This is a genomic window from Terrirhizobium terrae (assembly GCF_030323265.1).
GTDB lineage: Bacteria > Pseudomonadota > Alphaproteobacteria > Rhizobiales > Rhizobiaceae > Neorhizobium.
The window spans coordinates 1,280,961-1,301,298 of the sequence record NZ_CP104992.1 but is presented as its reverse complement, the minus strand read 5'-3'; the positions used below and the strand labels follow the sequence as shown (position 1 = coordinate 1,301,298).

The following is a 20,338-nucleotide window of genomic DNA, read 5'->3' as shown; positions in this document are numbered from 1 at the left end:
AGCTTTAAGCTCAGATCGTGATGATACCGCGCTTCAGACCCAACGCGACGGCATGAGCTCTATCATGTGCCGAGAGCTTGCTGAGTATGCTCTTTATGTGCCCCTTGACGGTTTCTTCGGTGATCGAAAGCTCTACCCCGATCTCGCGGTTGGAGTTGCCTCTTGCAACGAGAGACAGAACAGAGATTTCCCGCGGCGTAAGGGAATCGCCATCCGCATATGTCGCCAGTGTAGAGGCAACCGTTGCATCAATGTGCCTGCGGCCGCTCGCCACCGCACGGATGGTATTGATCAGCTCGCGTCTGACCGACGTCTTCAAAAGATAGGCCTGGGCCCCTGCCGCTATGGCGCGGTTGGCGAGTTGCTCCGTATCGTAGGTCGTCAGAACAATAACGCGGGCGGAGGGGTATTTTGCCCTTATTGCCTCGAGCGCATCGATGCCGTCCCGTTTCGGCATCTGCAGGTCAAGAAGCAGGATGTCAGGTTTCAATTCGTCGTATTTACGGATGGCTTCGTCACCATCGGAGGCTTCGCCGACGATCATGATATCTGGCTGCCCTGCGATGAGCGCGGCAAGACCTTCCCGAATCAACTGATGGTCGTCCGCAGTCATGACGCGGATTGGACTGGAACTGCTCAACGAAAATTTCTCCCTGACTTCTCAACCATCAGCCATACGCGGATCGGCAGGAACCGGCTGGTCCTGCAGGCGAAGTTCTCGCGGGAGAATGGGGTCGGCGGAAGACGGCGGGTCCCATCCTCTAGTCAGCATCGAAAGAAGTGCATCTCGGGACGCCGATGTGATCACAGTCCATCTCAGGCTTCGGATTTAATTTAGGAACGGCCCCAGCGACTTCGCCGCGAGAGCGTGAGTAAGGACCGATCCTAGGTTTAGACAGCGTTCTGTCTACCCTCTAATGGGGGATGCATGGCGAAAGCTGGTGATTCTGTGTTCGCCCGCCGTCATCCATCACCGATCCAAGATTGCCGTAGCTTGGAGGAGCCTTTCCAGCCGGCAAAAGTCCTCGATGAGTTTTTTCGAGGTTCGTTTTGCCGCATCGACATCGGGTTGTTCGCGATCCAGCCAGATGAAATTGGCGTTGATGCCGAGGCCGACCGCTGTGAGAGCGTTGATCAGGTCATGCAGGTCCGGGTTGACGGCCTGTGGCGTGCGGGGCATCGCGGAAGACAGAATAGCGTCCTCCGCAAAATCGATATCGCTGCCCGACATTTCGTCCCATCCGGCCATTACTAAAAATCCCGAGCAATGTTGCGAGATCGGTTCGGTTTCCGGGAAGGCGAAACATGAGCTCCCGTCATGACTGAGATTTTATGTCAGTCACTGACTACGTACACCCTCGAAAGAGGGGGATAGGCCCCTTACATTGCGGGGGCTAGGGTCGGTTGAGTCATCACGGGATCTAATGCAGTGCAGTCTCCAACTGCGTCATCAACGAATCGAATTCGACAGGCTTCGATAGAAAGGCCTGGGCGCCATTAGCCATCGCTGCAGCGACGGTACGCTCGTCATTGTAGGATGACAGGAAGATAACTGGTGTCTGCCTTCCCGAAGAATTCAGTTGCCGTTGCAATTCCAGTCCGCTGATGCCCGTCATGTTCACGTCCAGCAGGATGCAATCCACGTTGGTGGTGTCGTGTGACAGAAATTCTTCCGCGGATGGGAATGCGCGACATTCATATCCGAGTGAACGCAGCAGATCGTCCATTGCTTCGCGGATCGCGACGTCGTCGTCGACCACAGCGACTATTTTCTTCGATGCCAAGGCCCGCTACCTTCGAAAAGCATATGCATGTCCGAGAGCTATGAACCTCGAAAGCCGCCGAGGAATCATACTTCGGTGTATGTTTAGGACTTTCTGATCATTTCCGACAGGCGGACAAGGTCGGCAACACTATGAACCTGCATCTTGCGCATCACGTTGCCACGGTGAAGCTTCACGGTAATGTCCGAAATTCCGAGCGCGAACGCGATCTGCTTGTTCATTCGCCCTTCCACGACAAGCCACATCACCTCTTTTTCCCGCCCTGTCAGTGTCTTGAATAGATCGGAGGCTGCGGTCGTCGCATCCTGCTCCTGCCGCAAAGACCTATCTTTGGCCAAGGCAACTGTTGCGGCATCGAGAACGTCCTGATCGCGAAATGGCTTGGTCAGGAAATCTACCGCACCGGCCTTCATGGCGCGTACGCTGGTGGGCACGTCACCAAAGCCCGTGATGAAAATGATAGGCCGGCGTATTGCAGCTTGCTCAAGGCGAAGCTGGAAATCGAAGCCGCTCATGCCCGGCATGCGCAGATCGAGGATGATGCAGCCGGGCCTGTCGAGGCCGTCATCTTGTAGCAGATCATTGGCACTCGAGAAGCCCTGTGCGTCAATGCCGACAGACCTGAACAGATCCACAAGCGATTCCCGGATCGCGACATCATCGTCCACGATCCTTACCAGAGGCAGTTCGTTGCCATCCCGTCTATCGAGAGAAAGCTTTTCGCTGTTGTCGACGGTATTCGCCTTATCCATTGTCCGGCCCAACCTTAAGGGTCATCTCAAAACACGCTCCGCCCTCGGCATTGTTCATCGCGTGGAGCGTTCCGCCGTGTGCCTCAAGCAGAGACTGGCAGATCGACAATCCCAATCCCATCCCCGCAATTTTCGTCGTGAAAAAGGGCTTCGCAAGCTTGTTCAGGACATTCTCCGGCAATCCCGGCCCGTTATCCCTGATCGCGACATATACTTCGCCTGCCCGTGCGATCCCAAGGCTGATCGCAATCCTTGCATTCGCCACGTGTTCCACCGCCTGGAGGGCATTGGTGATCAGATTGATGAGAACCTGCTGGATTTCTATGCGAACGATATGAACCTGGGGTAATCCCGGCGCGGAGGTTACCTTGATGCTGATATGTTGACGTTCGAGATCCTGCTCGAGAATGACCAAGGTTTCCCGCAATAGATCGTGAAGGTCAGTCAGTTCGTGAAATCGAGCAGACTTGGTCAGATGTTCGCGGGTATTCCTGATGATCTCGCTTGCCCGCCGGCTGTCCCGCTCCATGCGTTCAGCCGTTTTGTAGGCTGATGCAAGATCAGGCGGGTCCTTGTCCAGCCATCGCATCAACGTCTTCGAGTTGACCACGATAGCGCCCAGAGGCTGATTGAGTTCATGGGCGAGGGATGCCGTGAGGGCTCCTACCGTCGCTGCGCGAGATGCAAGTGTGAGATCGGCCTTCGCCTCGTCGAGTGCCTTTTTTGCTTCGATGCGATGGGTGAGGTCAGTCATGCTGACGACAACGCGATCATAGTTCGCATTTTCTTCCGGCACGGACATGCTGAGAAGCACGCGACGGCGTTCCCCGCCGTCGGAAACCATCGTGGCCTCCATCTCAAGATAGGATTGCTCGTGGAAGAGTGCCTCGATTGCGAAGATGAAAGTGTCGTCGTCTGGAAGAAAAAACCGGTCGAATGACCCCGCTTTGCTCTTGCCACAACTCGGACCCAGCAGTTCCAGCGCGGCACTGTTTGCGGAATTTGTCCCGATCAGCTTGAGGCATCGCTGAACGAAGCCCGGATTTGACAGCGCATATTCTCGAATATCGGTAATGCCGTTGGCTTTCAAAGATTTCAGATGCGCGTTGAGCCCTGAATAGTCTCGCTCCCACAAGGCCACGCTGGTATTGTCGAAGATCGAGCGATATCGCGCTTCGCTCTGCCTTAGTGAAGCATTGCTCGTTATGAGCTGCTGCTTTGCGTCATGGTTTCGAAGCAGCAGTGCCGCTGTAATAGCAATGGCCGCCAGTGAAACGCTCAGGCGCAGAATGGTAGGAAAGTCGATATCCGTTCCGTGAGAAACGAGGAGAGCAACAAACCCTGCCACGGCGAAGGTTGATGCGGCCGCAATTATGCCCGTGCGAGTAAGAATTTCAGCAAGAAGCAGCATGGGCACGACATAGAGACCCGCTATTGCACCATTGATGCTGGTTAATGCGTCCACCAGGAAGATGCAGACAGCTATAGTCGCCGCAGCCAGTACGCCCAGTGTTTCCCAGGCTGTGCCACTGCGATGCAGATGTAGTCGAAATCCGGTCACTTGCCCAATTGCCCCCCGACAATAGCTTGAAATCTATCAGGCCGCAGATTGAAGTAACAGCCATCAGGGGAAAATCTATTGTGCCTTGCGTGGCGTCTTGATTGATCGAACTGCTAAAGCCAGATCGACAATGCTCCCGAATATAGATCGGCTTGCAATCATGTCGATCGGGATCCGTGTTTGAGCCGCAATGCCTGGGGTATTTACCGGCTAACGCGCCCGGCGAACGTCGTCAGTGGTTACATTGCCTTGCTTCCCGCTGAAATGATTGACGACAAAGTTCGCCAATGCGGCAATTTCCTCGTCGGAATAGATCGCCGAGAAGGCGGGCATTGTCGCTCCGGGCAGCGCTTCTCCATCCGATGAGCCGTGCATCACCACTCGAATGACATTCGCCGCTTCAGGATCGCTCAACGAATGAGCACCTGCGATGGCGGCACGAGGGTTCGAGTTGCCGGCGCCCTTCCATCCATGGCAACTGGCGCAGGCACCGGCGAAGATATGGCGACCCAGTGTGTCTTCGACGCTTGCCGACCGCACCGACGCTGCAGTGACATCGAACTGGGGCGGCTTACGCAGGTCGGGATCGCCTACTACCGGAGGGACTGTGCGTAGATACGCGATGATGGCGTCTATATCCTCTGTGGAAAGTTTGCTGAGGCTGAGATCTACGGCCTCACGCATGGCGCCGCTGGCGGGGCCGCGCCCGGGGGCGTGACCCTTGGACATATATGATGCAAGCTCGGCGTCGCTCCATGCGCCGATGCCGTCGTCCTTGTCCGAAGTGATGTTCCAGGCCCTCCAGCCGTCAACCACTCCACCAGAAAGCGCCTTTGCCTGCTGACGCTCGAACATCAGGCCGCGCGGCGTATGGCATTCCCCGCAATGCGCCAGCGCCTCCACAAGATAGGCCCCCTATTCCATCGAGCGTCGCGTGACGGGTCGCTGCGCATATCGCTTCCGGGCAGGAACAAAAGCTTCCATCCGCGCATCAACCAGCGCTGGTTGAATGGAAAGGATAACGCACTTTCCGGCGCGCTTGCGGCTACGGGCGCCTGCGTCTTGAGGTAGGCGTAGATGGCGAGGACATCGTCATCCGACAGAAGCGTATAGGACGTATAGGGAAATGCCGGATAGAGGTCCTCGCCATGCCGTCCCACTCCGGATTTGACCGCTCGGACGAACTCGGCGGCGCTCCAGGCTCCGATCCCGTGTTCGGTGTCGGGAGTGATGTTGGACGAGTAGATGGTGCCGAACGGTAGCTTGAATGGCAGGCCGCCGGCAAATGGACGGCCGTCCTTCGTGGTATGACAGGCGGCGCAATCTGCCGCAGTCGTCAGGTATTCCCCTCTTGCAACCAGGGCCTCCCCCGTCGGCTGATTTCTGGTCGCTTCCACCACTGGAAGGCTATGCGGCAGGAGGAAGAAAACTGCCGCCCCGATGAGACAGAGAAATATTGCGCATGCGGCAATGACGGTGGTTCTTGTCCAGTTTTTCATGGCGTTTCTCCATTGTCTTCCGCCGAGGAGCTCAGTTTGTCGTGGTGGGAAGCGGGAGGAGCTTTTCAAACATCAGTGTCGTGATACCGGCGAGTAAGACCATGGGAGGGTGGTCAAAATGGCCGAGAATGACGCGGTCGACATCGGTGAAATGCTCCAGTTAATCCCGATGGAATAGCCGGAGGCACTCCGCGTCATATTGTAAGATCGGGACGTTTCGTCTCTGGGCGATCGCATTGCTGCGGGTTGGCAAGACAATCGGCGACGGCAAGCCAAATTGCATGATCGAACCCTTATCCGTTCCCATCGCTCGTTTGCCGGCGAGATGGGACAATCATGCCGATCACTCCCGTGTCCTAACCGATTGCCGAGGCGAGCAGGCCCAAAATGTCGATCTGCCGCCTTCCATCCGCAAGAAGTTAAATGGAGAGCAACGATGCTGAACTTGAACACGGCGAGAGCAGGAAAATTTCGGATAGGCGGCGATCTAGAGATCAACCGTCTGGGTTACGGGGCGATGAGGGTCGCCGGGCGCGGCATATGGGGTGATCCAGATGACCTGGAAAGCGTGCTGGAAACGCTTAAGGCGCTACCGGAACTTGGCATCGACTTCATCGATACCGCCGACTCCTACGGGCCGGATGTCTCTGAGGAACTGATCCGGGAAGCGCTATATCCCTACAATAAAGTTGTCGTTGCGACCAAGGCCGGCCTGATCCGCACCGGACCGGACTCCTGGGTACCGCTCGGCCGCCCTGAATACCTCATCCAGGAAGCCTATCGCAGCCGCCGAAAACTCGCCGTGGACAGGATCGACCTGTGGCAGTTGCATCGCATCGATCCCCGGGTGCCGCGCGACGAGCAGTTCGATGCCGTCCGTCAGTTGCAATCCGCGGGGGTCATACGGCATGCCGGCCTGAGCGAGGTGTCCGTGGAGGAAATCATGGCTGCGGGCAAGTTCTTCCCGGTCGCCACGGTGCAGAACCGATACAATCTCGTCGATCGCACGAGCGAGGCAGTTCTCGACTACTGCGAGGCGAACGGCATCGGGTTCATTCCCTGGTTCCCATTGGCCGCTGGGCAATTGGCGCGTCCGGGGTCCGTGCTTGCGGCGATGGCGCATAAAAATCGCGTGACGCCGAGCCAGATAGCGCTCGCATGGATGCTCAAGCGGAGCCCGGTCATGCTACCGATACCCGGCACCGCCAAGCTCTCTCATCTCAAAGAGAATGTTCTGGCCGCCGAGATTGCTCTTTCCGATGCCGAGTTCCGAGAACTCGATGTGGCCGGCAGGAACAGCTAGGCGCTCACGAACAAGCAACGCGGCCCGGCGCCTTCATTCAGCATCGGACCGCGTTGTCAGCAGGGTTTACACCTATTGAAACGGAAAAAGCGGCGATGAGAACACCGCCGCTTACGGATATTCAGGAAGTTTAGGACCGCTTATTTCTTCAGCAGGACGGGCCCGCCATCGATCTTGATCCGGAACAGTTTATAGGGCTTTTTGCGCAGGTCTTCGCCCTTATGAAAGCCGGCCTGTTTGTCGAGCTGGTTGGCCGTGAAATAGAGATAGCCATCGGCGGCGATGGATAGCGTATCCGGCCATTGGATCTCATGGGATTGAACCAGCGTCGACCATTTGCCATCCCGCAGCATGCGGATGCTGTTATGCTCGTAGTCGCCGCCGTAGACACGGCCCTTGTCATCGGCCTCCAACCCGTCGGATGCTCCCTTGAGGCCGAGATCCCTGACCTTTGCGGATAGGTCCTTTTCGCCGATGCTCCGGTCGAGAAGCGCTGCTGTCGGGACTGAATAGAGGTGGCGGCCGGAGACGGCTGAGTAGTAAAGCGTTTCCCCGTCCGGGGAAATGGCGATGCCGTCGCTGGCGATCTGTATCTTCGTGGGCTTTCCGTCCTTCGGACGGTTCATGAATTTCTGACCATCGATGACGGCGACGAAATCCTTGTCCGGCGAGGTACTGGGATCACCCGTCAGGCGACGAAAGGCATTTCCTGTCGCGAGATCCACTACGATAATTCCGCCGGGGCCGGTCAGTGAGCTATCGGTCAAATAGGCGACGCCTTCCGCACCTTGTCGCAGGTCGAAGCGGACGTCGTTGACATAAGTGGTATTCAGGATGGCGTCTGCGGGAAAGACGATTGTTTTGATCACTTTGTTCGTCGACAGATCGACCGCGACCAGCTTCGCGCCACCAGCCAGCGGCGGTTTGAAGCCGGGCGCTGCAGTATCGAGGATCCACAGCCGATTTGCCGGATCGACGACCACGCTCTGGACGCTGATCAGATTTCTTCCCGGATTTTCAGGATCAGGCGTGTTGATCTCCACATCCGGGTAGGCAACGACCTTACCGTCTATCAATTCGCCAACGGTGAAAGGTACGTCGTCGCCCCAACGGGGATAATTGACGAAAATGCGACCGTCCCGCGCGACGGTGACACCGGTCAGCATAGCGTCGTTGAATGTCGCCACGGTCTCCAGCCTTGGGGGACTGTCCTTGGCTGCCACTACGGACGCGCTCAGCGCGATGGTCGCCACGCTCGTCAAAAGGCGCAATGCCTTGTTCATGGTCTCTTTCCTTTTGTTTGAAGATCAAAATCCGCTCAGCACAATCTTGCCGAACGAACGGCCACTCTCGAGTGCAGCGTGAGCACGTTTCAGGTTCTCGGCATTGATGACGCCAAAGTCTTCGCGCCGGGTAGTCTTGAGCAGTCCGGCATCCACCAGCCCGGATACCTGGCGGAGTATCCGATGCTGATTTTCCATATCCGGTGTGTGGAAGAGCGTCGGCGTGAACATCAGCTCCCAATGGACAGAGAGGCTCTTCCGCTTGAACGGCACGATGTCGAAGCTCTTCGGATCGTCGATCATGGCGAGCGCCCCATGCGGCTGCAGCACTTCGATGATGGAGCGGCGGTGGTGATCGCTGGAGGTCAGGCTTGCTACATAGCGGACATGAGGAATGCCGATCGCCTTGAGCCCGTCCCCAAGTGGTTTGTGATGGTCGATAACATGGTGCGCCCCCATCGCATTGACCCAGTCGACGGTCTCGGGACGAGATGCGGTCGCAATAACGGTCAGGCCGGTAAGGCGTCGAGCCATCTGCGTGAGGATGGAGCCCACCCCGCCGGCGCCGTTTATGATGAGGATCGCATCCTTCGACGATGCCGGACCATAGGGGACGCCGAGGCGTTCGAAGAGAAGCTCCCATGCAGTCAACGAGGTAAGCGGCAAGGCGGCGGCTTCCGAAGCTGTGAGTGACCTTGGCTTGGGACCTGCAACCCGCTCATCGACGAGATGGTACTGAGCGTAGGTGCCGGGCCGGTCGATCGCGCCCGCGTAGAACACTTCGTCGCCGGGCTGGAAGAGCGTCACGGATGTTCCGATCGCCTCGACGGTACCGACGGCGTCATAGCCGAGGACGCGCGAATGGCCTGATGACGGTGCGTTGTTTTCTCTCTGTTTGACATCTGCCGGGTTGACGGAGATCGCAGCGATTTTGACGAGCAGGTCGTGGGGGCCGGGTACAGGCTTCTCGATGTCGACATCGACAAGGAGTCGGCCTCCGTGATCGGCATGTTGCGGTAGTAGGCGACGGCTTTCATGCTTCCTGTCCTTCTTCGGTGGGCATGGGACCACGTTCCGCCCCTCTGAAAGGCCGGTTGCGGCTGTCATGCGTCAATCGATATGGTGAAGGTAGGCGTGGGCGGTCCGCGTTACTTGTAACATCCGGCGCGAAAGGGGCGTGGGCGCCGCCTCATCGCGGGGTCAGACCTGGATATCGTTCATGGATGCAGGCGGCAGGAGGATTTGGAAGACAGCGCCGCCTTCTGTGTGATTGGTAGCGCTGAGCGAGCCACCATGCGCTTCAACAATGGTCTTGCAGATCGAGAGCCCGACCCCCATTCCCTCGGATTTCGTCGTGAAGAATGGATTGAACAGTTTCACGAGATTGTCCGGGTGGATGCCGATGCCGGTATCGCGAACCTTCAATCGTAGAATACCGTCGTCCGAACTGTCGATTTTGAGGCGCAGTTCGCGACGATCTGGCGAAGTGGTCGCCATGGCGTGGATGCCGTTGGTGACGAGATTGGCGATGACCTGCTGCATCTCGATGCGATTGGCGAGGATGACCGCACTATCAATTCTGACGATTGTGCGCACCCGGGTGCCGGACGTGGTGATATCCCGCTCCAGCAATCCGAGAACATCTGACACAAGGTCCGCCAGATCGATGAGTTCCGGCTTCGGCTGGTTGCCCTTGATCTGCTCGCGGGTGCGCTGAATGATCTGGCTGGCGCGCATGCTGTGCTGCACGACCTTTTCGGCGGCATTCGCCGCCGCCTGAATGTCCGGCGTCTCTGCCTTGAGCCAGCGGATGCAGGCTTGTGCGAACATGACGACGGCGCCGATGGGTTGGTTGACCTCATGCGCTATGGTGGCTGAAATGGCACCAACGGTAGCAACCCTTCCGGCGCGGGCAAGCTCGCCTTGCGCGGCGATCAATGCCTCCTTGGCCTGCTCGCGCTCGGTGACATCAATCATCGCACAGGCAACCCGGTCCAGCGCCTCGCGGTCGTCCGGCAGGGCCGCGACGAAAAGTACGATTGCTTCGCGCCCATCGGCCGAGCGCAGCCGAATCTCCCTCTCAAAACGGTGTCCGCCTTCCTCCACGGCGAAGACCAGAGGAAGGAGAGCATCGGAATTCGCGGGGAGGAAAGGGGTGATCGGACCAAGCAGTTCAGTAGCGCTGCCGCATCCCAGCAGCTTGACCGTCGCATGATTTACATCGACGAACCTGATCAGATCCATACAATCTCGGGCGAATGCAGGATGGGCTTCGGCATAGGCTGCGATCGAGCCGGCTCCCGCCTTCCTTATTTCATCGAGACGATTCTGACCTCGGAAAAATCCAGTTCGCAAAGCGAGATATGGTTTTGCTCGAAGATGGAGCGGTAGCGTCTCTCGCTCTGCACAAGCGCGCTCAAGGCGCGCGAGCGGGCGCTGGCATCGAATGCGACAAGGCTTATGCCACCTGTTATGGCGAGGTAGAAGCCGACGGCAAGCAGGCCGCTGCTGGAGGCCAACGTCTGTGCAATGACAGGTGAAAACGCCCCTCCGATGATGCCGCCGATGTTGAAAGCCAGCGACGTGCCGGAATATCGCACGCGGGCGGGAAAGAGGCTCGGCAGCCATGCACCGAGCGGGCCGTTGACGAAGCCCATGGCGCACAGGGATAGTGACAGATAGATGAAGATTACCAGCAGCGAGCCGCTTCCCATCATCGGCGCAAGCAGGATGCCGGAAACAATCGTTCCGATGCATCCCCAAATCAGCACCCGTTCATGGCTAAGGCGGTCGGCCAGCCAGCTGGCGATGATGATCGAAGCCGCCATGAAGAGGATGGCAACGAGCTCGATTTCCAGAAATTCTGCACGCGTGAAACCGAGTGTTGTGGTTCCGTAGCCCAACGCGAACGCCGTGACGATATAATACAGGGAGTAGCACGCCACGACGCCGAACGCGCCGATGACCAGCTGTCCACCATGTTTGCGTGCCACTTCCAGCAAGGGCACGCGGGCGGGCCTTGCCTCCGCGATTGCCGAGGCAAATTCCGGCGTCTCCACGAGATTGAAGCGGATCCACAAGCCGATCCAGACCAAAGGTACGCTAGCGAGAAAAGGCACGCGCCAACCCCAATCGACAAATTGCTCTGGTGACAGCAGGATTGTGAGGGCGAGGAAAAGACCGTTCGCCATCAGGAAGCCGATTGGCGCGCCAAGCGGAGCGAACATGGCAAACCGCGCTTTCCAGCCAGCTGGTGCGTTTTCGAGGGCAAGCAGGACGGCACCCGTCCACTCACCGCCGAGGGCCAGTCCCTGCCCAAAGCGAAGCGTGCATAGGAGGACGGGTGCAAGCCATCCTGCAACGGCATAGGTTGGCAGGAGGCCGATACCGGCGGTGGAAATGCCCATGAGAAGAAGCGAAGCCACCAGCGTCGCCTTGCGGCCGATACGGTCACCGAAATGACCGAACACTGCGCCACCGATCGGACGAGCCAGGAATGCAATGCCGAAGCTCGCATAAGCGCCTATGAGCTCAAGCGACGGGACGGATCCGGGAAAAACAGCGGACCGAAAATCAGGCTGGCAGCGGTGGCGTAGATATAGAAATCGTAGAATTCCACCGAGGTGCCGATGAGGCTGGACAGCAAGATGCGCGGGGTCATTTTCTGCGCAAGTCCCTCGCCCTGGATCGGTGCGCCGGTAGAAAACGATTCTGTTGCCATGCGCTCAAACCATGACGGGGCACACCCGCGTAACATTACGATCGTAACTGACTTGATTGCTGATAGCCGTCCGCGAATATGTCGGCACCTGCACTTAGGTATAGGTTTTTTGAAATGATCTGACGTGAGATGGCAATGGAGGCCCTGCTTCGAACGCGCGCAAAGGACGAAGCGCGGTGCCTTGCTAGCCGCCCACCATCAGGACATATAGTTTCTTCTCAGGGCCAAGAGGCGTCAAGAGGTACTCTCGTTGCAGAAAGCTGTCATGGCCGATACGTCACCGCTGGTCATTATCGTGGATGATGATGAAGGCATGCGCGAGAGCGTGGCCGAGATCCTGCGTTCGGTGGGGATCGCCTCCATGGGGTTCGGATCGACTGCCGACCTTTTCGCGGTCTCGCTTCCGGACCGGCCCGGCTGCCTTATCCTTGACGTGCGACTTCCCGGTTTAAGCGGTCTCGAACTGCAGGCCAAGCTTGCCTCGTCCGGAAACAGAAAGCCGATCATCTTCATGAGCGGCTATGGCGATGTGCCAATGACCGTGCGGGCGATGAAGGCCGGCGCACTGGACTTCCTGCAGAAGCCGTTCCGTGACCAGGATATTATCGACGCGGTCACCGCCGCCATCGAGCGCGATCAGGAGCAGCGCCTTCGCTCTTCCGCAACGCAGGAAATCGCCGAGCTGGCCTTGACCCTGACGCCGCGCGAGAGGCAGGTCATGGCCGCGGTTGCCAAGGGTTTGCTGAACAAGCAGATAGCTCACGAGCTGCAGCTCAGCGAGATTACGGTAAAGATCCACCGCGGAAACGTCATGCGAAAAATGAAGTCAACGTCGGTGGCGGATCTGGTTCGCAAGGCCGAACTGCTCAAAACGGCCTCAGACAACTAATTCTGCAAATCGATCATCCATCTTTCCATCGCTGGCTGGCGGATCAACATCCGGCCTATCCAACACATGATCGAAACGTCATATGCCCATACGATCGTATAATTATGTCGATGATGGCGAAGCGCTATCTACGGGTTAGGACCCGAATTCTTTTCCTGAGAGGAAGATGCCGTTGGCTTTCGGCAAAAAATCAGTGGCGATCGTTGATGACGACGAGGCATTGCTTGAGGCGACATCCGGCTTCCTCGAGGCAATGGGCTATGACGCCATCCCGTTCAGTTCCGGTGAAGCCTTCCTCGATTTCGACGGCAAGGAGCGGGTCAGCCTCCTGCTCACGGATATCAACATGCCCGGCATGAACGGCCTGGAGCTGCAGCATATTCTGCGAACACGGCATCCGGACTTAAAGATCGTGATGATGACTGCGTTGCGCGACGAGGTCGTGCGCAGGCGCGCCATGGCAGCGGGAGCAAAGGAGCTCCTGCAGAAGCCCATTCTCGCAGACGACCTCATCCGCTGCATAGAGACAGCGTGAGAAGCAGTCAGACGTCACCGCCTATCCGCGAACGGTCAGGCAAGCTCGATCCCAATACAAATAGGCCGTGACGCCGCCCCTTTATCGGCAGCGTCACGGCCTATTTCAGTTGCTTCACGCACTTGCAACTGATCTGAGCGTGCGGGGCCTGGACCCGTTAATGAAGTGTGGCTGCTTGAGCCCTACGCTGCGGCTGGCGCCATTTGTTGGGTGTAGTGCCGACAGTACGGCGAAAAACCTTGCACAGATGCGCCTGATCCGACATGCCGCATTCAAGCGCAATCTGGCTCAACGAGGCATCGGTCTCTGCCATCAGCCGCTGCGCGAACGCCACGCGACGAACCAGGACGTAATCATAGGGTGACTGGCCAACAGTGGCCCGGAATGCGCGCGAAAAATGGCTGCCGCTCAAGCGGACCAGTTCGGCAAGGTCATCGATTCTGAATTGTCTCCGAAATGTGGTCCTCGACGAATTTCATCACTTTCCGATACTGCCAGGGAGCAAGGCCGCCCCGAATGATTTCGGTACCCGGGTCGGGAAAGAATGCAGGTGCCTTGGTAAGTGCTGGCTGGATCTCGCTTGCCGAGTGGTTTCCGAGTGTTGCACCGGCAACGAAGGCATTCGCATGCTTGATCTGCAGTGTGTTGGCGGTCGCGGTCATTCGTGAGCTCCTTGGCTGAATTGAATGATCCAAGGTTGCCGACCGCGGTCTGATTTGGCGATTGAACTGAGGTTAGCGCGAACCTAGACCTTTGGATGGGGTGTTGCAGACATCGAGGTTAGCTCGTTCTTACAAATGGTTGCATGACCTCATGCGGTCGGTTCTCCGACACCGTTCGAACGGGTCGTGACAAGGGAACGCTCATGGCCGCGCGCCGGGGCCCGGCCATGCGCGGATCGTGCAATCGCCCTCATGCGCGTGTGTCCTACCCTCGCGGCACGACCAGCGAGGAGAGTGTCATGAAACTTCTCAAAATCAACAATGTCAGCCACGAGGTGGATGCTCCCGACGACATGCCGCTGCTTTGGGTCCTGCGCGACATACTGGGCATGACGGGGACGAAATATGGCTGCGGAATAGCCCAGTGCGGCGCTTGCACGGTGCATCTCGATGGCGAGGCGGTTCGGGCCTGTCAGACGACGATGGATATGCTCGATGGGCAGGAAATCACGACGATCGAGGGCGTCGGCGCGACGGAGACCGGCGCAAAAGTGCAGGCGGCCTGGCTCGAAAAGGAAGTCGTGCAATGCGGCTACTGTCAGTGCGGCCAGATAATGGCCGCCACTGCATTGCTGAATGAAAACCCCAATCCCTCCGACAGCGACATAGATGATGCAATGGCCGGCAATATGTGCCGATGCGCCACCTATGTTCGTATTCGCGAAGCCATTCACGCAGCGGCGGCCTGAGGAGTAGGTTATGATCAGAAATCTCTCTTCGCGCCGCTCCTTCCTTAAAGGCACCGTGCTGGCCACCAGCGGCCTTCTCCTTTCCTTACAGATGCCTGAGGCAATGCGTACACGTGCCGCGCTTGCACAGGGCAACACGCCGGTCTTCGTGCCGAATGCATTCGTCAAGATCGATCAGTCGGGTGTCACGTTGATCCTCCCGCATATGGAGGTGGGACAGGGCATATATACGTCGAGCGCGATGATGATGGCCGAGGAGCTTGAGCTCGAGCTTGGCCAGGTGAAACTGGAGGCGGCGCCACCCGACATCTCCAAGTACATGGACCCCATCCTTTACGATCAGGCGACCGGTGGTTCCACATCGACCCGCACCGACTGGATGCGATTGCGTCAGGCGGCCGCCGCGGCGCGCATGATGCTGACAGCCGCCGCCGCTTCTCAATGGCAGGTAGAGCCGTCGGAATGCCGGGTGGAACACGGCGTCATTCTGCACGAGGGTTCTGGCCGCACTGCAGCCTATGCCGAAATCGCCCCCTTTGCGGCTACTCAGCCCGTTCCGACAGATATTCCCCTCAAGGATCCCTCGAAGTTCCGGCTGATCGGGACAAAGGCGAAACGTCTTGATGCTCCCGCAAAGGTGAATGGCTCGCTGATTTACGGTATCGACGTCTCGCTGCCGGGAATGAAATTCGCGACCCTTGCGATCTCTCCGGTCAAAGGCGGAGCGATCGCCGGCATGGATGAAGCCGCGGCTCGTGCGGTCAAGGGCGTCACCGATATCGTCACGGCCGGGAACCACGCTGTGGCGGTGATCGGCGAACACATGTGGGCCGCCAAGAAAGGCCTCGACGCACTGAACGTTCAGTGGACAAGGGGACCCAACGGACACGTGGCTACCGCAAGCATAATCGGAAGGATGAACGAAGCATCGATCAGCCAAGGTGTCGTTGTTCGCGACGAAAACAACGCCCAATCGGCTGTCGATGCTGCTGCGACCAAACTGTCGGCGGTCTACCACTCGCCGTTTCTGTCTCACTCCCCGCTCGAACCGTTGAACTGCACGCTTCATATCCGCGACGATGGAGCGGATGTTTGGGTCGGAACGCAGGTCCCGGTTCGCGCCCAGAAGGCCGTCGCCGCAGTCACTGGCCTGCCGCAGGAGAAGGTGACACTGCACAATCATCTGATGGGCGGTGCTTTCGGTCGTCGGCTGGAGGAGGACTCCGTCGAGCTCGCGGCGGAGCTGCTCAAGGATATACGTTGTCCGGTCAAGCTGGTCTGGACGCGTGAACAGGACATGACCCATGACTATTACCGGCCATATTACTATGACCGCGTGGCCGCCGGGCTGGACGAGGGCGGCAAACTCATCGGTCGCACTCACCGGGTTACCGGCTCTTCCATCTTTGCGCGTTATGCGCCGGCGGCCTTCAAGGATGGTATCGACGTCGATGCGGTCGATTGCGCTGCCGAGACGCCCTACGATGAGGACGCCGTCCTGACCGATTATGTTCGGAACGAACCGGCCGGGGTCGACACCAGCTGGTGGCGTGGCGTCGGTCCGACCCACAACGTATTCGTGGTCGAGAGCTTTGTAGACGAGATGGCGGTCGCCACCGGGCAGGATCCAGTCGCCTTCCGTCGTCGCATGCTGACCAGAAATCCACGAGCACTGGCGGTTCTCGATCTTGCCGCCGAGAAGGCAGGATGGGGTGATGCGCTACCTGCCGGGCGGGGACGTGGGGTCAGCCTGCAGGCCGCATTCGGCAGCTTCCTTGCGCATGTCCTGGATATCGAGATCGGTGCGGACAATGTCATCCGTCTCCTACGCTCCGTAATTGCCGTGGATTGCGGCATCACGATCAACCCGGACACCGTCCGGGCCCAGATGGAAGGCGGCGTGATCTTTGGTTTGAGCTCAGCCATGTTCAACCAAATTACATTCACCAATGGCGCAGTAGACCAGACCAATTTCGATACCTATCGGGTGCTGCGCATTAACGAGGCGCCGAAGGTCGAAGTCTACCAGATACATAATGGCGAGGCTCCCGGTGGCGTGGGAGAAGCCGGAACGGCAGCTGCCGCGGGCGCGCTCGCAAACGCGATCTTCTCCGCCACCGGAAAGCGCTTCCGGTCACTGCCGCTCGGCGAAGCGCTGGCCTGAAGCCGTTATCGCTGTGCCTTTTCAGGCCCGAAAAATGCAAGTTCGGCGCTGCGCGAGGAATGAACGTATCGTCAAATTCATCCTTTCGACCGGGTGGTACCTCTCAGAGTGCAAACGATTTCGCACCAGGAGAGCTAAAAATGAGCAGTCCACTCGGAACCGCCGTGGTCACCGGCGCATCCTCCGGCATTGGAGCCACCTACGCCGAAAGGCTTGCAGGTCGCGGCTATGATGTCATTCTCATCGCGCGCAACAAGTCGAGGCTCGATACGGTCGCCGAACGGATCCGTTCGTTTCACGATGTTTCGGTGAAGGTCATTGTCGCCGACCTGACTAGAGACACCGACCTGAAGGAACTTGAAGGTCGTCTTTCTGCAGACGAGAGCATTTCAGTCTTGGTGAACAATGCAGGCTTCGGTGGGGCAGGCACGCTCGTCGACAGCGACATCAGCAAGATGCAGGACATGATCGCGATCAATGTTGTGGCTCCCACGCGCCTGACCTACGCCATCGTGCCTGCCATGGTGAAGCGTGGCGGCGGAACGATCATCAATATCGCTTCGATCGTGGCGATCGCGCCAGAACTGCTGAATGGCGTCTATGGTGGAACGAAGGCCTATGTCCTTGCCTTCACCCAGTCGCTCCAACATGAGCTTTCTGACAAGGGGATCCGTGCGCAGGCCGTCCTGCCTGGTGCAACTTCGACGGAGTTCTGGGACGTTGCAGGCGTCGGCGTCGACAATCTTCCGGGCGAATGGCTGATGAGCACGGCGGATCTGGTCGATGCGGCTCTTCTGGACCTCGATCGTAACGAGCGCATATCGATACCCTCGCTTCAAGACGGTGCTGAATGGGACGCCTACGAGGCAGCCCGCCAAGTGATGCTGCCGCATCTCTCCAACTCCCACCCCGGCCCGCGCTATGTGAATGTCGCCGACAAGGCCGCTTGAGGAGATCAGCATGGCCAGTATGTCCGACACCCGTTCGGCGCGCTTCGACATTGCCTCTATTGTCGCGAAGTTTCCGCCGACAGCGGAAACATTGCTCGTCGACGAATACCTACGGGATAATCCGGCGGCGAGCTCGCGTGTCTTTCGCGTCTACAAAGGTACCCCGCCGCATTTCCATCGCGGTTCCGATGAGTATCTCTACGTGCTTTCCGGAAGGGGCACATTCTGGATGGAGGATGCCTCGACCGAGGCGGAATTCGGGCCTGGCCAGCTACTCTTCTTCGAAAAGGGTACCGTGCATGCACTTCCGCGGATTCTCGAGGAGCCCGTGGTGTTCCTGTCTGTAGATACGCCGCGGCGCGAACCGACCGACATTGTCTTCGTCAACGTCCAGGATGGTACGCCGGAAACTTTCATGGCACGGCGACAAACGTGAAGCCTTGCCTCTACAGGTTTCCAAATCCTGGAATGTTCGCGCAGCATTGGGGCTGAGCGAGGGTTTCGGGAATGGCCTTTTTGGCCAGACCTGAGGGACAAAGCAAGGTTCATGCTGTGCCATTCACCTTCGGCTAGGCCTGTTCGTTACTCCAGATCGCTGCGGGCATCCAACGCATCGCGTAGCCCGTCGCCGATGAAGTTGAAGCTTGTCACTGCAAGGGTGATCGCGACGCCGGGGACGATCGCAAGCCACGGGGCGCGGTCGAGATATTGCTGGGCGCCGTTCAGCATGTTGCCCCAGCTCGGTAGCGGCGGCTGGATGCCGTAGCCGAGGAAGCTGACATAGGCTTCCAGCAGGATGGCACGGGCCACCGTCAGCGTTCCCGCGACGATGATCGGACCGATCGCATTGGGCAAGAGCTCCTTCAACATGATCGTGCTGTTGCGGTAGCCGAGCGAACGCGCCGCCAGCACGAAATCCCGTTCCCTTATGGAGCGTATCTCGGCATTGACGATGCGGGCGACCTCCATCCAGCTCGTCAGCGCGATGATGACCGTGATCATGAAGGGGCTCGGCTTGATGAAGGCTGCGAGCGCCAGGAGCAGGAAGATCGACGGGAAGGACAGGAAGGCATCGACGATGCGCATCAGGATCGCGCCCGTGAGGCCGCCGCGATAGCCGGCAATGATGCCGATCAGCGTGCCCAATGCCGTCGACATCAGCATGGCGAAGAAGCCGACGAGCAGCGAAATGCGGCCGGCATTGAATAGGCGCGCGGCTATATCGCGGCCGAGCGGATCGGTGCCGAAGATGTGGTAGCCGGTGAGCGGTGGCGCGAAACGGGCTCTGAGATCGATGAAAAGCTCGTCATAGGGAAGCAGATAGGGGCCGAAGACGCAGCTCAGCACGAGAATCGTAATCATGGCCACGCCGATGACGGCTAGTCGGTGGCGCATGAAGCGCCGCAGCGTGCGGCTCTTCCACCAGCGGGTCTGTTCGGAGGTTGCGGCGGGCGATGGAATTGTCACGGAAGACATGGGCGTTCCTTTTCTGCCTAACCGAGGCGGACGCGCGGATCGACGACCGCAACCAGAATGTCGGCGATCAGGCTGCCGATCAGGACGAGGATGGCGGAGAACATCAGGAGGCCCATGACGACCGGATAGTCGTGATAGCCGAGGCTATCGAGGAACAGGCGTCCCATGCCCGGCCATGTGAAGACGGTCTCCGTCACCAGCGCGCCACCGAGAATGGTCGGCAGTTGAAGGCCGGCCAGCGTGATCATCGGGATCAGGGCATTGCGCAGGACGTGCTTCATCAGCACGGCCCGCTCCGTCAGGCCCTTGGCGCGGGCGGTGCGAACGAAATCCTGGTTGATGACATCGAGCGTCGCCGTGCGCATGTAACGGCTCCAGACGGCGATATCGACGAGTGCAAGCACGAGGCTCGGCAGGATGAGGTGGGTGGCGTAATCCATGAAGGAGCCGTCTCCGACCGTGTACATGTTGCCGGCGGGCAGCCATTTCAGCCTCAGCGCGAAGACATAGATGGCGACGAGGCCGAACCAGAAGGTCGGGATCGACAATGCCACCATGGCGGCGACCGTCGCCGTGTAGTCGAAGACGGAATAGCGTTTCGTCGCGCCGCGCACGCCGATCCAGGTGCCAACCAGGATCGAGATCACCATCGACGTGCCCATCAGGAGAAGGGTGGCGAAGAGGTGGCTGGAAATGATGTGAAGCACCGGCAGCTGGTCGCGGTAGGATTTTCCCCAATCGCCCTGCAGCAGTCGCCATATCCAGTCGAGATACTGGATCGGCAATGGCCGGTCAAGGCCCATCTGGTGGGCAATCCGGTCCATCGTCTCCTGCGTCATGCCCGGGGTCAGCGCGTATTGGGACAGGGGGCCGCCGGGCGCCAGGTTGAGGACGGCAAAGCCGATGATCGACACGAGCAGAAGCAGGACGAGGCTCTGTAAAATCCGGCTGACGATATAGGACAGCATGGGCAAACTCCGGGTCTCGCAATAGATACGAAGCCTGCCGCC

Annotated in this window: 22 protein-coding genes and 1 pseudogene; 7 read left to right on the top strand and 16 right to left on the bottom strand. The window is 58.6% G+C overall.

What is annotated here, in order from left to right; translation table 11 throughout:
• Nucleotides 1-10: 10 nt before the first annotated feature.
• The 7 genes from N7E02_RS14145 to N7E02_RS14115 form a co-directional block, all read right to left on the bottom strand.
• On the bottom strand, nt 11-613 hold the full coding sequence (locus N7E02_RS14145; protein WP_286583824.1) for a response regulator transcription factor: 603 nt from the start codon (nt 611-613) through the stop codon (nt 11-13).
• Between the two features lie 357 nt (nt 614-970).
• Nucleotides 971-1,249, bottom strand: coding sequence for a hypothetical protein (locus N7E02_RS14140; protein WP_286582662.1), 279 nt, complete (start codon nt 1,247-1,249; stop codon nt 971-973).
• A gap of 172 nt (nt 1,250-1,421) precedes the next feature.
• The gene (locus tag N7E02_RS14135; protein WP_286582660.1) at nt 1,422-1,784 is read right to left on the bottom strand and encodes a response regulator transcription factor; all 363 of its coding nucleotides are present in this window, start codon (nt 1,782-1,784) and stop codon (nt 1,422-1,424) included.
• Between the two features lie 83 nt (nt 1,785-1,867).
• The gene (locus N7E02_RS14130) at nt 1,868-2,536 is read right to left on the bottom strand and encodes a response regulator transcription factor (protein WP_286582658.1); all 669 of its coding nucleotides are present in this window, start codon (nt 2,534-2,536) and stop codon (nt 1,868-1,870) included.
• Entirely contained in the window at nt 2,529-4,097 is a 1,569-nt protein-coding gene (locus N7E02_RS14125) for a sensor histidine kinase (RefSeq protein ID WP_286582656.1), read from the bottom strand. The genes N7E02_RS14130 and N7E02_RS14125 overlap by 8 nt, the downstream gene beginning before the upstream one ends.
• A gap of 210 nt (nt 4,098-4,307) precedes the next feature.
• Nucleotides 4,308-5,000 carry a c-type cytochrome gene (locus N7E02_RS14120; RefSeq protein WP_286582654.1) on the bottom strand — a complete coding sequence of 231 codons (693 nt, stop codon included), beginning with the start codon at nt 4,998-5,000 and terminating at the stop codon, nt 4,308-4,310.
• Entirely contained in the window at nt 4,952-5,596 is a 645-nt protein-coding gene (locus tag N7E02_RS14115) for a c-type cytochrome (protein ID WP_286582652.1), read from the bottom strand. Before N7E02_RS14115 ends, N7E02_RS14120 begins: the two co-directional genes overlap by 49 nt.
• Before the next feature lie 436 nt (nt 5,597-6,032).
• Between N7E02_RS14115 and N7E02_RS14110 the strand changes: the two genes are divergently transcribed.
• Nucleotides 6,033-6,899 (top strand): aldo/keto reductase, encoded by an 867-nt coding sequence (locus N7E02_RS14110; protein WP_286582649.1) that lies wholly within the window; start codon nt 6,033-6,035, stop codon nt 6,897-6,899.
• A 140-nt stretch (nt 6,900-7,039) separates the two neighbouring features.
• On the opposite strand, the gene N7E02_RS14105 is transcribed toward N7E02_RS14110, so the two are convergent.
• The 5 genes and pseudogenes from N7E02_RS14105 to N7E02_RS14085 form a co-directional block, all read right to left on the bottom strand.
• Complete coding sequence (locus tag N7E02_RS14105; RefSeq protein ID WP_286582648.1) at nt 7,040-8,182, bottom strand: L-dopachrome tautomerase-related protein; 1,143 nt, start codon at nt 8,180-8,182, stop codon at nt 7,040-7,042.
• 24 nt (nt 8,183-8,206) lie between these two features.
• Nucleotides 8,207-9,219 (bottom strand): annotated as a pseudogene (locus N7E02_RS14100) (zinc-binding alcohol dehydrogenase family protein).
• A 163-nt stretch (nt 9,220-9,382) separates the two neighbouring features.
• The gene (locus tag N7E02_RS14095; RefSeq protein ID WP_286582646.1) at nt 9,383-10,426 is read right to left on the bottom strand and encodes a sensor histidine kinase; all 1,044 of its coding nucleotides are present in this window, start codon (nt 10,424-10,426) and stop codon (nt 9,383-9,385) included.
• A gap of 65 nt (nt 10,427-10,491) precedes the next feature.
• Nucleotides 10,492-11,652 carry an MFS transporter gene (locus N7E02_RS14090; protein ID WP_286582644.1) on the bottom strand — a complete coding sequence of 387 codons (1,161 nt, stop codon included), beginning with the start codon at nt 11,650-11,652 and terminating at the stop codon, nt 10,492-10,494.
• Nucleotides 11,653-11,705: 53 nt separating this feature from the next.
• On the bottom strand, nt 11,706-11,903 hold the full coding sequence (locus N7E02_RS14085; RefSeq protein WP_286582643.1) for a hypothetical protein: 198 nt from the start codon (nt 11,901-11,903) through the stop codon (nt 11,706-11,708).
• Nucleotides 11,904-12,168: 265 nt separating this feature from the next.
• Between N7E02_RS14085 and N7E02_RS14080 the strand changes: the two genes are divergently transcribed.
• A complete protein-coding gene (locus tag N7E02_RS14080) occupies nt 12,169-12,792 on the top strand; it encodes a response regulator transcription factor (RefSeq protein ID WP_286582640.1) in 624 nt (207 codons plus the stop codon).
• Between the two features lie 172 nt (nt 12,793-12,964).
• A complete protein-coding gene (locus N7E02_RS14075; protein WP_374730693.1) occupies nt 12,965-13,327 on the top strand; it encodes a response regulator transcription factor in 363 nt (120 codons plus the stop codon).
• Between the two features lie 157 nt (nt 13,328-13,484).
• Here N7E02_RS14075 and N7E02_RS14070 read toward each other — a convergent pair whose 3' ends face one another.
• Both N7E02_RS14070 and N7E02_RS14065 read right to left on the bottom strand, forming a co-directional pair.
• Nucleotides 13,485-13,739 carry a helix-turn-helix transcriptional regulator gene (locus N7E02_RS14070; protein ID WP_286582638.1) on the bottom strand — a complete coding sequence of 85 codons (255 nt, stop codon included), beginning with the start codon at nt 13,737-13,739 and terminating at the stop codon, nt 13,485-13,487.
• Between the two features lie 19 nt (nt 13,740-13,758).
• Complete coding sequence (locus tag N7E02_RS14065) at nt 13,759-13,989, bottom strand: hypothetical protein (RefSeq protein ID WP_286582637.1); 231 nt, start codon at nt 13,987-13,989, stop codon at nt 13,759-13,761.
• Between the two features lie 299 nt (nt 13,990-14,288).
• Here N7E02_RS14065 and N7E02_RS14060 point away from each other — a divergent pair, with 299 nt between their 5' ends.
• The 4 genes from N7E02_RS14060 (at nt 14,289) to N7E02_RS14045 (ending at nt 18,288) form a co-directional block, all read left to right on the top strand.
• Nucleotides 14,289-14,738 (top strand): (2Fe-2S)-binding protein, encoded by a 450-nt coding sequence (locus N7E02_RS14060; protein WP_286582635.1) that lies wholly within the window; start codon nt 14,289-14,291, stop codon nt 14,736-14,738.
• 10 nt (nt 14,739-14,748) lie between these two features.
• Nucleotides 14,749-16,902: a xanthine dehydrogenase family protein molybdopterin-binding subunit gene (locus N7E02_RS14055; protein WP_286582633.1), complete on the top strand. Its 2,154-nt coding sequence runs from the start codon at nt 14,749-14,751 to the stop codon at nt 16,900-16,902.
• Nucleotides 16,903-17,042: 140 nt separating this feature from the next.
• Nucleotides 17,043-17,852: an SDR family NAD(P)-dependent oxidoreductase gene (locus N7E02_RS14050; protein WP_286582631.1), complete on the top strand. Its 810-nt coding sequence runs from the start codon at nt 17,043-17,045 to the stop codon at nt 17,850-17,852.
• Nucleotides 17,853-17,871: 19 nt separating this feature from the next.
• Nucleotides 17,872-18,288, top strand: coding sequence for a cupin domain-containing protein (locus N7E02_RS14045; protein WP_286583822.1), 417 nt, complete (start codon nt 17,872-17,874; stop codon nt 18,286-18,288).
• 146 nt (nt 18,289-18,434) lie between these two features.
• Here N7E02_RS14045 and N7E02_RS14040 read toward each other — a convergent pair whose 3' ends face one another.
• On the bottom strand, nt 18,435-19,328 hold the full coding sequence (locus tag N7E02_RS14040) for an ABC transporter permease (RefSeq protein WP_286582629.1): 894 nt from the start codon (nt 19,326-19,328) through the stop codon (nt 18,435-18,437).
• Between the two features lie 17 nt (nt 19,329-19,345).
• The gene (locus tag N7E02_RS14035; RefSeq protein WP_286582627.1) at nt 19,346-20,296 is read right to left on the bottom strand and encodes an ABC transporter permease; all 951 of its coding nucleotides are present in this window, start codon (nt 20,294-20,296) and stop codon (nt 19,346-19,348) included.
• Nucleotides 20,297-20,338 lie beyond the last annotated feature (42 nt).